Genomic DNA, 13497 nt, shown 5'->3' with positions numbered 1-13497 from the left:
TTTAGGTTAGTCATAATATTTGGCTTTCATTCGCAATGCTACATTCACCAAAGCAATCAACACAGGCACTTCGATCAGCGGGCCAATGACACCAGCAAAAGCTTGGTCTGAGTTTAGGCCAAACACCGCGATAGAAACCGCAATAGCCAATTCAAAGTTGTTGCCTGTTGCCGTGAAAGCAATTGACGCGTTTTTGTCGTAGTCGATGCCCATTTTCTTACCAACGAAGAAGCTGACAAAGAACATCAACACAAAGTAGATAGCCAGTGGAATTGCTACACGGAATACATCCATTGGCAGTTCAAGAATCATTTCACCTTTCAAGCTGAACATCAGTACGATGGTCGCAAGCAGGGCGATAAGCGTAATTGGTGAAATGCGTGGGATGAACACGTCGTTGTACCATTGTTCACCTTTCGCAGCGACCAGCCATTTGCGGCTTAGGAAGCCCGCTAGGAATGGGATACCAAGGTAAATAAGAACGCTTTCCGCGATGTCCATCATCGAGATATCAACTACGAAACCTTCGTAACCAAAGACTGGTGGCAACACAGTGATAAACAACCATGCCATCACACTGTAAGTCACGATTTGGAAAGCGCTGTTTAATGCAACTAGGGCTGCGCCGTATTCTTTGTTACCACCACCGATATCGTTCCATACCAATACCATCGCAATACAACGAGCAAGACCGATCAGAATGATACCAACCATGTAACCCGGATGATCACCTAGGAAAGTCAATGCAAGGATGAACATTAAAATAGGGCCGACAATCCAGTTCATGACTAAAGACAGCGTGATCGCTTTTTTATCTTTCGTCACTGTACCTAGCAGGTTGTAGTTCACCTTTGCTAGCGGCGGGTACATCATCAAAATCAAACCAATCGCGAGCGGTACGTTCGTGCTGCCGACTGACATTGACTCATTCCACTCAGCAACTTGAGGGAACGCTGCGCCAATACCTACACCGATTGCCATTGCGACAAAAATCCACACCGTTAGGTAACGGTCCAAGAAGCTCATTTTGTCGCTGGCACTATTTAAAACTTGAGTAGTCATAGTGTTCTCTTATTCGTTTATCGTCGAAAAGCGATAGTTGAAGGTATAGTTTATCTCTGCACGCCTGACCAGCGTGCAAAGGGAATTAATCAAATAACTTGGAAAAGCCTAGATTGAACTGATCAAACGCGTCGCGTTGAATGCGGTAACACACCTTAGGTGGGTTTGGCTCGGCGCTGATAAAGCCTGCTTGCTTGAGAATACGCAAGTGCTCGGAAACAGTAGATTGCGCAAGACCCAGTTCAGAAACCAAATCACTGTTCAAACAACCGCCCATGGTATCGAGCGTGTGCAGGATATGCAGAATGCGCAAACGTGCTGGATGCGACAAAGCTTTTGCTTGCGCTGCTAGAGTTTGTTCTTTCTCGAGCTGTTGTTGCGTTGTCTGAAAAACAACTTCGCACGTGTCGTTGCACTTATCACTCATTCGCTGGCCTTAATAGTTAATCGTCGAATTACGATAAAGTGTACGCCTGCTCTGTGAAAGATGCAACAAATCGATGAAAAAATTAATCGGGAAATAGCGATGAATAAAAAGTTGAAAAAATATATCTTTTAAAAACAGAGATATAATCAAAAATTAAGTAGGTTACTAAAAGTTAACTAATTGCACTATATTTCTAGGTTACCATAATAAACCACATCCGACGCACAATGGTTATTGCGTCATCTTGTGAACTTATTTAAAGGTAATCCCATGAGCAATGTACTGATCATCAATGCACACGAACCATCACCATACTCAGAAGGTCGTCTAAACGCTTCTCTTGTCGACAAAGCACAGACGCTTCTGCAAGCAAAAGGCCATGAAGTTCGCGTTGTGACAATGCAAGATGAGATCAACGTAGATGAGCAACTCGCACACTTTGAATGGGCTGATCGCGTGATCATCCAAAGCCCAATCAACTGGATGTCTGTGCCTTGGTCATTCAAAAAATACATGGACGACGTGTTTACTGCGGGTATGGGCGGCGCACTATGTGCATTCGATGGCCGTAGCGCAGAAGAACCAAAGAAAAACTATGGTACAGGCGGCACTCAAACCAACAGCAAATACATGCTGTCACTGACATTCAACGCGCCAGAAGAATCGTTTGATGATGAGAGCGAATACCTATTCCAAGGTAAAGGCGTGGACGATTTGATGTTCCACATGCACGCTAACTTCCGCTTCTTTGGTATGTCAGCACTGCCTACATTCGCTTGTTACGACGTGATGAAGAACGCAGATATCGAAAACGATTTTGTTCGTTTCGAAGCTCACATTAACGAAAACTTCTAATCCTTTTAGAAAGATAGTGCGAACTGAATGATGAATTGAGATGGACTGCTGCATGCGGTCCATTTTTATTTGTTTGCGGCGAGGTGACGTTTTTATTACTCTAAAGCACTAAATGTATCTAGCTTACTTTTCGTTACCTAGATTAGGTGCGTATCTTGAGGTGTATTGTGGAAAGCAGAATCAGTGTAGATAGCAAAGGTCGTAAGTCAGTGGCGAACGTATGTGCGGAGCCATGTGCTATCGAGAAAGGGATGCGTCTAATTGGTGGTAAATGGAAAGGTTCTCTGATTTATCATTTGAAAGACGGCCCAGTTCGTTTCAATGACTTAGCACGCATGCTAGGCGGTGCAAGTAAAAAGATGATCGACCAACGCCTGAAAGAGCTAGAAGCGGAAGGTATGGTGGTGCGCAAAGTGATCAGCGACCGCCCAATTGCCGTAAGCTATGAACTAACAGAGTTCGGCCGTACCGCACTTAAGATTCTTGATGATTTGCGAATTTGGTCTGAAAAGCATCAAATTGAGCTTCGTTAAGACCAAAGTAGTTAATCGCAAACGTTACTCTCTTTTGAAAGCTGATTAACAATACATCGCCGTTTATACCCAAGTAACTTAGATGTGCTTCATTCAAATCGTAATTTGTTTCGTAAAACAACGTACTCTTTCGAGTCAGGCATATCGAGGCTACTTGAGCATAATCGTACTTTTTAAGTTTTTGATTTTTAGTTATTATTTTATCATACTTAGTAAGTTGTAGAATAAATCACTCACTTCAGTTGAATTTAAAAAAGCACTATTTAATTCCAGTTTCTTTTCAAAATCGGAATATTTATCGAATTCCTCTTTCTCAACTAAACCTATTGGTGAGTTGTCGTTAACGTGGCTTTCATATTTTTTGATGGTATATAATTTAGACTTTTCGTCAAAATATTGAATTATCTTAATGTTAACGTCAGGTCTCTCCGTATTATACGTGATCGTAATTTTTTCATAATCTTTATTAATCGGAGTCGTAAGCCCTGTAGGGTAGATGATTTTAAACCCATTAATGTCATTCTTCTTCGTGCTTTTATAATGTTTTGAGTATGAAAAGTTTTCAATTGCACTTTTAGTGACGATAATTGACTCACCTTTCTTTAAACCGTATTCGGTACATTCATAATCGTCGACAACCGTAGAATTTCTTTTCTTTTCAATCAGGTAGGACATGGTTGCAGATGTCCCTCCGTGTTCCAGTTTTTGTTGGTTTACAGAACAATAGAAATGACCTTTGTCCACCGTCATTGCGTTGACTTGTTCCGGATTTGAAATGGTGGGATGTATATCTTTTGCTGGATCGTTGTCGCTTCCTCCTGAACCGCATCCAACTAATCCGATACAAACGGCCATATAAAGCAAAGAGATTTTATTCATACTGTATTTCTCAATTAAGATGTGTGATTGCAAATAACGATTAATTACATTTTTATAAAGTGAAATGTTTTTTATTTTAATTGAACAGTGTTTTATTGGTAATTTAATCGTTTGCTTTTATTTTGTCTCTTACGGTATCTATGTTTTCATTTATGGTATGAATTATTAGATTTGCACAATTGTGAGTTGCAATAGGATAATAATCGCTAGCCAACTACTTGTGTAGGTACCGTTATGATTTATATATCCGTTAAGTCTAAGTTTTTAGTCTTAATTTCATGTGTTTATCGTGAAAGTGACTTAGAAGTAAATACTTAACGTTGTTTGAGGGGAGTCTGGGCTTCACTGATCTTGTTTTTCATCAAGACGTTGTATAATGAACAAGGACTTTATTTCCAACTTGTTGATACATATCAGATCTCACGGATCTGATATGCATTCCAAGTTATTCTCACTAAGGCAAGAATCCTAGCTTCTTTAAGGATAGAAAGTTTACTTGGGTGTAGAAGATATTAGTAATCCAATGTGCCACGGATAGGGTAGTTATTGTTTGGATCGCGAATCCATGCCAATCCGCGTGATAGCGCGCCAAGCTCAGGGCGAACAAACGGGTTGTTTGAAATATCCACCACGTGTAAGTCGCCGTGTTCATTCACCACAAACAGACCTGGTTCTGCGAAATTATGATCGGTTTCCTGTTCAGATCGAGGAATAGATACATACAAGCCTAGCGTTTTCATTTGTTCTTCGGTCAGGCCGTAAGCGATAGGGAAGCTGATTTCGAGTTTCTCTAGATGCCCCTCTAGCTGTGCTTTTGAATCGCCAGAAACGGCAAGAATATCGACGCCAGCATCAGCGAAAGCCTGTTTGTAACTCTCAAGCTCGTTGAGGTACTTAGTACAAAGAGGGCAGTGTTTACCACGATAAACGAATACTGCTTGCCAAGTCGCATCACCTTGCGGCTGACCCAACGTTACGCTTGAACCATCTAGCAAAGTGGCTTGAAGATGAGGGAAGCTGTCGCCCGCTTTAAGTTTCACTGAAGTTGCCATATTGACTCCCGAATTGGTGGTGTATATCCATGAATGCCCCTTTCTCAACAAAGCGATTGGGGGATGAGACTTCAATGTAGACTCTGTTTTGCGGTGTTTCAACTAGTTAACTTTTAGTAACCTGCAATAAGGTAGTAGAGTGCAAAAGATGAAAAAGCAGAACTTAAGATACAACGAAGTGGGGGTGTAGTATCAGGAGCTAAGTTCTGCTTGAGGTTAGGCTATGACCACTGGAACATATCGTTAAGATAAACCAGAGTCATCACTTCTATTTTATTACTCGATTGAGCTAGGCGTTGCTGAAAAAAGTACGCCATCATTGGCTTCTTCATTTTTTCCTCCTTTAGCTGACGAGTAAATTATGCGTATAAAAGGGGAGATAAAAAAGAGAGTGCTTTTGTTGACTTTATTCCTAATAACGTAAATATCTGGGGCTTTAAAGCCGAATTTGGAGGTTAATTGTGGAAAAGGGGAACAGATAATTAGGAAGTTTTCTTATTTTATTACCGCCAACTTAAGTAAACTATTCCTATCCACAAACTTCACAGATCTAAGGTTGATTCAGTGTCTGATCTCAATTTGTTTCGCTATTACCAACGATTACTCTCGTTTAGTGTTGGTGATGAAACAAAAACCACGTTACAGGACATTGCCGACATCATGTTCACTTCTTCTCGGCATGCTCGTAGCCTGCTAACGCAGATGCAGCAGAAGGCGTGGTTGAGCTGGCACCCGAAAGCTGGGCGGAACCAACGATCGACTCTTATTCTGAATATGGAGTTAGACGTTTTAAAAGAGAGCTTGGCTCTTGAACGTATCAAGTTAGGCAAGTATGAAAAAGCACTGGCGATATTAGATGAAGACGAAATGGCATTTGGCCGTTTGTTAAAAACAACGTCTGGTGCTTCTGTGCAAGAAGGACAGCTCAATATTCAATTAACCTATAAGCGAATGTTTGAGCGCGTCGTTCCACATCAACTTCAGCGTAGCAGCGAACGTTTCTTATTAAGGCAAATCTATTGTTGCTTAGTTTCGAGTGATCACAATGGGAAAGTGCAACCAGAACTCGCACATCACTGGCGTTATGACGAAGACACCTACGAATGGACTTTCTACCTTCGTCCAGGTCTGACTTTTCATAATGGTAATTCCATTGATGCAGAAACAGTGGTTAGCTTGTTTGCAAAATTGAGTTCACTACAGTATTACGAAAAAGAATTGGCACATGTTGCTAACATTACTGCGCCAACGCCATTGAAGGTTGTTTTTAAGCTTAATCGAGCTGACTTGGGCTTTGCTGGACTTATTTCTGGTGTGAAATACGGCATTCAACCAGTAAGCCAAGTTAACGTAGCGAATAACAAGCTGGTGGTCGGAAGTAGCCCATTCTCTGTTGTCGAGCACAATGAAAGTCGTTTAAAACTGCAAGCATTTAATGGTTACTATGCATGTAGAGTTCTAACGGATTTGGTGACTATCTGGATTGTTAATGACGAGCAAATGGAGAACCCGTCATTGGCAGCAAATACGTTGCAAAGGGATACTTCGCCCGAGGAGGATTTGTGTGGACACTATATGTCGACGCAAAACCGAGAAAACTCATCGGCGAGCAAGCGTAGTCGAATAGAAGATGGTTGCTTATTCGCCTTATTTAATCAGCACGCTAAGCACAAACTCTCTTTAGCGCAGCGCCGTTATATTAGTGAGCTAATTCAACCTGAGCACTTGGCCGAAGTGATGCGCCGCGAGAATATTGTATTTGGGAGTATACCCGCTTATAACCTGCTACCAGGTTGGAAGCCAGTGCTCCGTCCGTTCAGTGAGCCGCTTAAGTTACCTAAACACATTACGATAGCCGGATATAACTATACCGCGTTGCGTCGCTGTGCGCGGGCTATTTCTAATCGTTTGGTGAGTGTTGGCAGTAAAGTAGAAATTGTTATGTATTCCTATCGTGAGCTGAACGAGAAAGCTAAGAATGGTGAGCTAAATGAGACGATGGTCGTGACGAACATAAACCTAGATGATAATCGTCATGCCTCAGCGTTCACGAACTTCTTCAGCAACGCTGTGCTATTCCACACTTTGGGAGAGAAGAACGCACAATGGTTAGATGAACAACTACAGAGAGTCAGATCTTTCGTTCCACTTGAGGAGTACCTTAATGCATTGGAGCCAATTGCATCGACGTTGATCAGCGAGTATTGGATTGCACCCATGTTCCACCATACACAAACTTTGCGTTTCCAAGGTGTTTTAGAAGACGTCGCTCTTACTAACTGGGGTTGGCCAGATATTCGCTCGGTGTGGTCGGCGGATTAACTGCTTTAGTTATTGAGCAAAGTGCTGCTTCACAAATTCAATGAAGGCTCTGGTTTTCGCCGATTGATAGATAAGTTGTGGGTACACCAAGTAAACCGCGTTGTGCTGGTGGTCAGTTTCTTCCGATAGAACCTGCACTAGACGGCCGTGCTCAACGTCTTGTTCGACAAAGTAACTTGCTAACCGAGCAATGCCATTGCCAGACAGGGCTGATTCTTTGAGTAAGCGGTTTTCATTGCTTGAAAGCCAACCTTGGGTTTGAACTGTTCCCGTTTTTAACGGCCACTCTTTTTGATGCAATGTGGTTAAGCATTGATGCTCTTGTAAATCATCTAATGTCTCCGGCGTACCTTCTTCTTGCAGATACTGAGGAGAGGCAACCAGCCAGTGGTGGTAGTCCAAAAGGTGATGAGCAATCATATTCTCTGGCGGCGTTCTTGTCGCTCGAAACGCAAAATCAACGCTGGTTTCTGTCAGATTAAACGCTTGATAGCTAGAAAGGATCTCGAACTCTACGTTTGGATGTAAAGCGCGAAACGCCACACACAAATCATGCAGCACCGCTTCGGCAAACATCTTGGGAGCGGTAAGACGAATCAGACCGTCTACTTGCTCAGATTGCTGACTTAAACTCTTTTCCATTTCCATTACGCGGCGTTTGAGATCTTCCGCTTGTGCAAAGATCGATTCACCTTCTGCCGTCAATCTCACGCTGCGTGTGGTTCGAACAATCAAAGGCGTGGCGAGTTCCGATTCCAATCGCTTGATTTGTTCTGACAGGTAACTTTTAGAAATGCCAAGTTGCTCCGCTGCCCTAGAAAAGTTAAGTGTTTGAGCCACTTCGGCAAACAGCATCAGTTTTTCGATTCTCTTGTAATCTGCCATCTTGATTGCTCGTCTTTATTGTTCGCTTTAATTGTTCGGTAGCGAGGATAATGAATTCGATTTTACGGTATTAAACTAATTTTTACGAACGGTAAGATGGTTAGAGTTAACTTAAGAAATTGAAGATGCAGAAATCGGAAAAGTGAGAATAACGATGAACAATCCAACACTACCGCTCGCCAAAACCTTACCTAACGTTAGCCGCTTGGTCTTCGGCTGTATGGGACTTGGAGGGGAGTGGAATCGCAACCCATTAACCGCCCAAGATGAAAACCAAGCTTATGCCGCTGTCGAGGCTGCATTAGAGGTTGGCATCAATCTCTTTGATCATGCGGATATCTACAAATTCGGTAAGGCAGAAGAAGTGTTTGGGTGCATCTTAGCCAATGACTCAACCTTACGAGAGCGAATTTATCTGCAATCCAAGTGCGGCATCCGTCTAGGAGATGAGCAAGGTGTTAAGCAGTATGACTTCTCTGCCAAATGGGTGACGGCTTCTGTTGAGGGCATTCTTGAGCGCCTTGGCGTGGAAAACCTTGATGTTTTGATGCTGCATCGTCCTGATCCTCTGGTTGAATTTGAAGAACTGGGCACAGCGCTCCAAGCACTGAAACAAGCTGGCAAAGTTAACCACTTCGGTGTTTCTAACATGAACAGTGCTCAAATTGATCTTCTTCAACAAGCAACGGGCGAAATTGTTGTGGCGAACCAGTTGGAAATGAGTCTGGCTAAGTCTGACTTCATCAAGCAAGGTATGGGGCTTCCTTCGTCCGCATCTGACTACGTTGCGGGAACACTGGAACATGCCCGTAGGCACAATATCCAACTGCAAGCGTGGGGCAGTATGGCGCAAGGAAGATTCTCAGAGCGTGGCTTACATTCTGATGATCACAACACCAGACAGACTGCGGAGATGGTAATGGCGCTAGCAGCTGAATATGGCGTGTCGTCTGAGGCGATTGTTTTAGCCTTCCTGACGCGTCATCCAAACCAAATTCAGCCTGTTATTGGTACTGCAAACCCACAGCGTATTCGCGCTTGTGCTCAAGTAGAGAACGTCACGCTATCACGTAGCCATTGGTATGGCTTGTTCGAGAAAACCCTTGGTCATGAGATCCCGTAGGAGAGAAAAATGAAATACGTACAAGTTCAAACTCTGATTCAAACGGCATTGGAAATTGCGACTGCTCGCAAGCAGAACATTGCGGTTGCCGTGGTTGATACACATGGAGAATTGCTCGGTTTTGCCCGAATGGATGATGTGAGTGTGCAAGCAGGTTTGTTGGCACATAACAAAGCTTACACCTCGGCTAGAGACCGTCAGCCTAGCGGCAATCTGGGTGCTTGGGCTCGTGAGACGGGTAAGCAGTTGAGTTATTGGACTGACCCGAAGATCACAGGCTTTATGGGTGGTGTACCTGTAGAACAAGAGGGGAAAGTCGTCGGTGCAATTGGTATCAGTGGTTTGGCTGAGCAAGATGATGAAGCACTTGCGATGGAAGTATTAAACGCGCGTTGAGTATAATGTTTATCAGTAGGTGTGATGCTTTGTCCAGCTTTGTACTCACTGTAGGGACTCAAGTTCACAGGCTTCGTCGAGTCACAATGCTATCTAATAGCCTGAAGTAAGCAGAAGTTGAAATCGCGAACTATGATTAATTTATTTGAAAGCTTTGAGGCCTAAATATGTTTCATAAGGTATTCGTTTCGCTATTTTTTGTTCTCCTCTCAGGCTGTGGTACGAGTGACAGCGCGTTAAAAGAGAGCGGTTATGATGAAGCTTATATCCAAGGCTTTCATGACGGTCGGCATAGTGGTATGCAAGAGGCAGGGAATGATTTTGAACACTATATTAAGGACGAAACAAGGTATCAAACCGACTCAGATTATCGGCAAGGCTGGGATGCTGGTGAGGTAGAGGGTAACAAGTTACAAAAGCAGGCGACCGCGATAGGACAAGGCATGATTGATAATTCGTATGAAGAACGTGATGTATTTGATCCTGATAAAGTGGCGAAAGATGCAATAAAAGGCGTTGATACATCGGAATTAAAAAGCCTAGAGTAACGGACTGATATAAAGAATAAAACTCGTCATTTGACGAGTTTTATTTTTGTCTAAACGATTCATGTTTCAACGCTCAACAGGACATTCACGTTTGGGTATGAGCAATGTCGTTAATCACCTTTCTTGTTCTTTTGTTCAAGGACTAACGATAATAGGCGAACGAGCAGGGACTGAGCTTCCGGTGAGAGCAATCTCGCCACGGCCGTTAGGTCATTTGCTGTGACATGCTGAACATCACGTACATCTAAAGCAATATCTAGGTCAGTCAAATGAAGCGAACGCAATATGGCACGATATTGTGAGAGTTTAAGATCGGACTCTCCGCGCTCGATCCTTTGATATGTTTTTACGCTCATTCCAGCGATGTTTGCCATTTGCTCACGGGAGAGGCCATTCGATTTTCGTCTTGCGATCAGTGCTTGAATTATAGGGTCTACCTGCATGTGCTCTCCTGAAAGGACAGTTTTGACCTAAACGGAGCAAGAAGTGGACCAGTTTAACCACCACATATTTACCTGCTTTGCAATCAGTATAAAAATAACTGTCTTATAAAAACGTAAATATTTTAGTCAGTTATTAACTCAATGGAAAAGTATCAATCATACAAATCAATAGAAACGAAAGCTTCTATTCGCAAAATGCAACGCATTTTAGATCATTTATTTAGTGAAATTGATCAGCAACATCGTGAGACTAAAGAGAATGTTGTGACACTGATTCAACAGTCACAACAGCGATTGATGAACTACAAAGAGCTTTACCTTCACAAAGAATCGATAAGTGAAGTAGAGCTGCGGATGGCGCATGAAAATATGAGTGAGACTGAGAAGCAGGTCGCGGATATGGGTATTCCAGTGTTAACTTATATCATTGGCGCGCTAGATAAAGCGTATTAACACAGTCGTAACGTCGGGCGATACAAGATTTACGCAATTTCGATCAATTGATGACATCTAAAAGAAAGGATGCAAATGCTGGGGAACCACACCCAGCATTCGGACACTCATTTACCTATATTTTCGAACCGTAAATCAGTGTTTAGAGGTATGTGAACCGAACGTGTCGGTACGCAGCGAATAATAGCGATATTGTCCGATCTAGGCTACGTCCTCGGAATCTAACACCTTCACTTAAACTGTAAATTAATCTGTACACCCAGCCAAATTGAGCCATTGAGCACGTTCTTCCTTCTCTTTAAGCGATAAAAGACTAATTAGTGACGAAAAAAACAACACATCTTAGGTAAAAGATAAGAGTTGTTAAAATATATCGCTATAAGATTGACCTTTTGCTTTTCAATCGTCCTGCTTATGCCTTACAATCTTTTCGAACCAAATCCATTCATAACGAATGGGGTTGATGAATTAAGATGAACAATTTTGCTTCGAACCCAAAGTTGCGCACATTTCATCAACGATGACATCGCCCAAAACGACTCTCAAGTGTTCATGTGCAAATGATTAACCACCTTTTGTTGCGTGTCTTCTTAGCCATACAGGGCTCTTGTAACATAGTGCTCTTGTAACCAAATTTTGACTAAGTCGGAGCGTTTTGTTGTGTGCTTTAGATAAAGCACAACTGGCGAGAAATTAACGGATTGAATTTAGAGGTATTAACCGTGAACCTAAAACTTGTCGGCAGCTCCCTGATCGTTGCAGGTACTGCTCTTGGCGCTGGTATGCTTGCTATACCAATGGTGCTTGCTCAATTTGGCCTCCTTTGGGGCACTCTTCTTATGTTGTTCATCTGGGCTGGAACGACTTATGCTGCGCTGCTCCTTCTTGAAGCCAGTTGCAAAGTAGGTGGTGGTGTGAGCATGAATGCAATTGCTCGCGAAACGCTTGGTAAAGGAGGCCAGTTGGTAACCAACAGCTTGCTTTACGCCCTGTTAGTTTGTCTATTAATGGCTTACATCATTGGTGCGGGTGATCTGGTACAAAAAGTAACAGCCTCAATTGGGCTTCCAACATCCACGATCGCAAGCCAAGTCGGTTTTACTCTTTTAGTTGGTATCATTGTTTCGGCAGGTACAGGGGTAGTAGATAAGCTGAATCGCGGTTTGTTCCTAGGCATGATCGTAGCGCTGATCCTGACACTTTTTGCGCTTGCACCAAGCGTCTCGTTTGAAGGACTTGATGAGGTTGTGAGCGACGATAAAATGGCACTTATCAAAACCAGTTCGGTGCTTTTCACCAGTTTCGGTTTTATGGTCGTGATCCCATCGCTTGTAACTTACAACAAAGAAGCGAGTAAAACACAGCTGCGTAATATGATTATCGTGGGCTCAACTATTCCGCTTGTTTGTTACCTATTATGGTTGTTAGCGGTTGTCGGCAACCTACCACCTCATGAGCTTGTTCAATACTCCAACGTAACAGAGTTGATCTCGGTACTAGGTCAGCAATACGAGGGCTTAGAGTTCATCCTATCCATGTTTACTGGTTTGGCACTACTAACGTCGTTCTTAGGTGTTGCAATGGCGCTATACGATCAAAATGCAGACCTACTGAAAGCAAGTAAGCCAGTGATTTTTGTTACTACTTTTGTGCTACCACTATTAGGTGCTGTATTTGCGCCAGAACACTTCCTAGCTATTCTCAGCTACGCGGGGATTATTCTTGTGTTTCTCGCGGTCTTTGTCCCATTATCAATGACCATGAAAGTGCGCCGAGTGCCGGTAGAAGATGACAATATTTATGAAGCTGGTGGCGGCGCAATGGGAATGAGCATGATCTTCCTATTCGGCTGTTTCTTGCTGTTTGCCCAAGCAGTATAAAACCACGCTATCTTATTTAAAAACTGAGCCGCTCGTATTCAAACGGGCGGCTTTTTTGTATTCATAGCCGAACCCAGGCCACTCAAAGTCATCAGCATTTGTGATGTTTGACGTTTCTCTGATAATCACGGTTAGCGCTGACTTTTTAGTAAAACTCCTTAGCGAAAGGCTGACATGTACAGTGATTCACCCTCCTATTATATCAATGTTGATATGAATAAGAGGCTCTGTTGTGTCAAAGCAATTATCTTTTGCCATGGTTGGCGTTATGTTGTCTTTAGGTGTGTTGAGTACAGAAGCGGTGGCTGACCCGAAGCATAAGCATGGACATCGGTACGGGTACGATCACCATCATGCGCATCACCACCATCATAAACACAAGCGCAAGCACAAGCATAAACACAAACATCGTGACGTTATTTATGTGGAGACCCGTCGACCAAGGCGCAGTTACTATTACCATGACCGAATTCCTCGGAATAGTACCTACATAAAGATTGGAGATTTCACTTATCTAAAAGTGGACGACCGCTATTATCGTCGTTCTAATGATCGCTATATCCATGTCGAGTTCAATTAAACTTGAAAGGACACATAGTCGGCGTTCTTGTAATGTTGAGCTTAAAAGCACCAACATGG

At 42.9% G+C, this 13497-nt stretch carries 15 protein-coding genes; 9 read left to right on the top strand and 6 right to left on the bottom strand.

Annotated features, from left to right (window positions below; genetic code table 11):
- Window positions 1-6: 6 nt before the first annotated feature.
- On the bottom strand, window positions 7-1062 hold the full coding sequence (arsB, locus tag R7P36_RS12540; protein WP_042521522.1) for an ACR3 family arsenite efflux transporter: 1056 nt from the start codon (window positions 1060-1062) through the stop codon (window positions 7-9).
- A gap of 85 nt (window positions 1063-1147) precedes the next feature.
- Entirely contained in the window at window positions 1148-1489 is a 342-nt protein-coding gene (locus tag R7P36_RS12535; RefSeq protein WP_009706198.1) for an ArsR/SmtB family transcription factor, read from the bottom strand.
- Between the two features lie 270 nt (window positions 1490-1759).
- Between R7P36_RS12535 and R7P36_RS12530 the strand changes: the two genes are divergently transcribed.
- Together R7P36_RS12530 and R7P36_RS12525 are read left to right on the top strand one after the other, a co-directional pair.
- A complete protein-coding gene (locus R7P36_RS12530; RefSeq protein WP_017635228.1) occupies window positions 1760-2344 on the top strand; it encodes an NAD(P)H-dependent oxidoreductase in 585 nt (194 codons plus the stop codon).
- 167 nt (window positions 2345-2511) lie between these two features.
- Window positions 2512-2877: a winged helix-turn-helix transcriptional regulator gene (locus R7P36_RS12525; protein WP_005375456.1), complete on the top strand. Its 366-nt coding sequence runs from the start codon at window positions 2512-2514 to the stop codon at window positions 2875-2877.
- Window positions 2878-3072: 195 nt separating this feature from the next.
- Here the strand turns inward: R7P36_RS12525 and R7P36_RS12520 are convergent, their stop codons facing one another.
- A complete protein-coding gene (locus R7P36_RS12520; protein WP_138939625.1) occupies window positions 3073-3756 on the bottom strand; it encodes a hypothetical protein in 684 nt (227 codons plus the stop codon).
- Window positions 3757-4268: 512 nt separating this feature from the next.
- Window positions 4269-4808 carry a redoxin domain-containing protein gene (locus R7P36_RS12515; RefSeq protein WP_005385152.1) on the bottom strand — a complete coding sequence of 180 codons (540 nt, stop codon included), beginning with the start codon at window positions 4806-4808 and terminating at the stop codon, window positions 4269-4271.
- 564 nt (window positions 4809-5372) lie between these two features.
- On the opposite strand from R7P36_RS12515, the gene R7P36_RS12510 reads away from it, so the two are divergent.
- Window positions 5373-7130: an SgrR family transcriptional regulator gene (locus R7P36_RS12510; protein ID WP_318122171.1), complete on the top strand. Its 1758-nt coding sequence runs from the start codon at window positions 5373-5375 to the stop codon at window positions 7128-7130.
- Between the two features lie 9 nt (window positions 7131-7139).
- On the opposite strand, the gene R7P36_RS12505 is transcribed toward R7P36_RS12510, so the two are convergent.
- Window positions 7140-8015, bottom strand: a complete 876-nt coding sequence (locus tag R7P36_RS12505; RefSeq protein ID WP_171344129.1) for a LysR family transcriptional regulator — start codon at window positions 8013-8015, stop codon at window positions 7140-7142.
- Between the two features lie 154 nt (window positions 8016-8169).
- Between R7P36_RS12505 and R7P36_RS12500 the strand changes: the two genes are divergently transcribed.
- The 3 genes from R7P36_RS12500 (at window position 8170) to R7P36_RS12490 (ending at window position 10082) form a co-directional block, all read left to right on the top strand.
- Entirely contained in the window at window positions 8170-9138 is a 969-nt protein-coding gene (locus R7P36_RS12500; RefSeq protein WP_171344128.1) for an aldo/keto reductase, read from the top strand.
- Between the two features lie 9 nt (window positions 9139-9147).
- Window positions 9148-9534 (top strand): GlcG/HbpS family heme-binding protein, encoded by a 387-nt coding sequence (locus R7P36_RS12495; protein WP_005375465.1) that lies wholly within the window; start codon window positions 9148-9150, stop codon window positions 9532-9534.
- 167 nt (window positions 9535-9701) lie between these two features.
- Complete coding sequence (locus tag R7P36_RS12490) at window positions 9702-10082, top strand: hypothetical protein (RefSeq protein ID WP_005375467.1); 381 nt, start codon at window positions 9702-9704, stop codon at window positions 10080-10082.
- 110 nt (window positions 10083-10192) lie between these two features.
- On the opposite strand, the gene R7P36_RS12485 is transcribed toward R7P36_RS12490, so the two are convergent.
- Window positions 10193-10525 (bottom strand): helix-turn-helix transcriptional regulator, encoded by a 333-nt coding sequence (locus tag R7P36_RS12485; protein ID WP_031780945.1) that lies wholly within the window; start codon window positions 10523-10525, stop codon window positions 10193-10195.
- Window positions 10526-10666: 141 nt separating this feature from the next.
- Here R7P36_RS12485 and R7P36_RS12480 point away from each other — a divergent pair, with 141 nt between their 5' ends.
- From R7P36_RS12480 to R7P36_RS12470, 3 genes are all read left to right on the top strand, one after another.
- The gene (locus R7P36_RS12480; RefSeq protein ID WP_005375472.1) at window positions 10667-10978 is read left to right on the top strand and encodes a hypothetical protein; all 312 of its coding nucleotides are present in this window, start codon (window positions 10667-10669) and stop codon (window positions 10976-10978) included.
- A 722-nt stretch (window positions 10979-11700) separates the two neighbouring features.
- Entirely contained in the window at window positions 11701-12858 is a 1158-nt protein-coding gene (locus R7P36_RS12475; RefSeq protein ID WP_005385167.1) for an amino acid permease, read from the top strand.
- 232 nt (window positions 12859-13090) lie between these two features.
- The gene (locus R7P36_RS12470; RefSeq protein ID WP_206952739.1) at window positions 13091-13438 is read left to right on the top strand and encodes a hypothetical protein; all 348 of its coding nucleotides are present in this window, start codon (window positions 13091-13093) and stop codon (window positions 13436-13438) included.
- Window positions 13439-13497 lie beyond the last annotated feature (59 nt).

It is taken from the genome of Vibrio sp. 397 (assembly GCF_033339395.1).
GTDB classification, from domain to species: Bacteria; Pseudomonadota; Gammaproteobacteria; order Enterobacterales; family Vibrionaceae; genus Vibrio; species Vibrio alginolyticus.
This window is presented reverse-complemented; position numbering and strand designations above follow the sequence as displayed.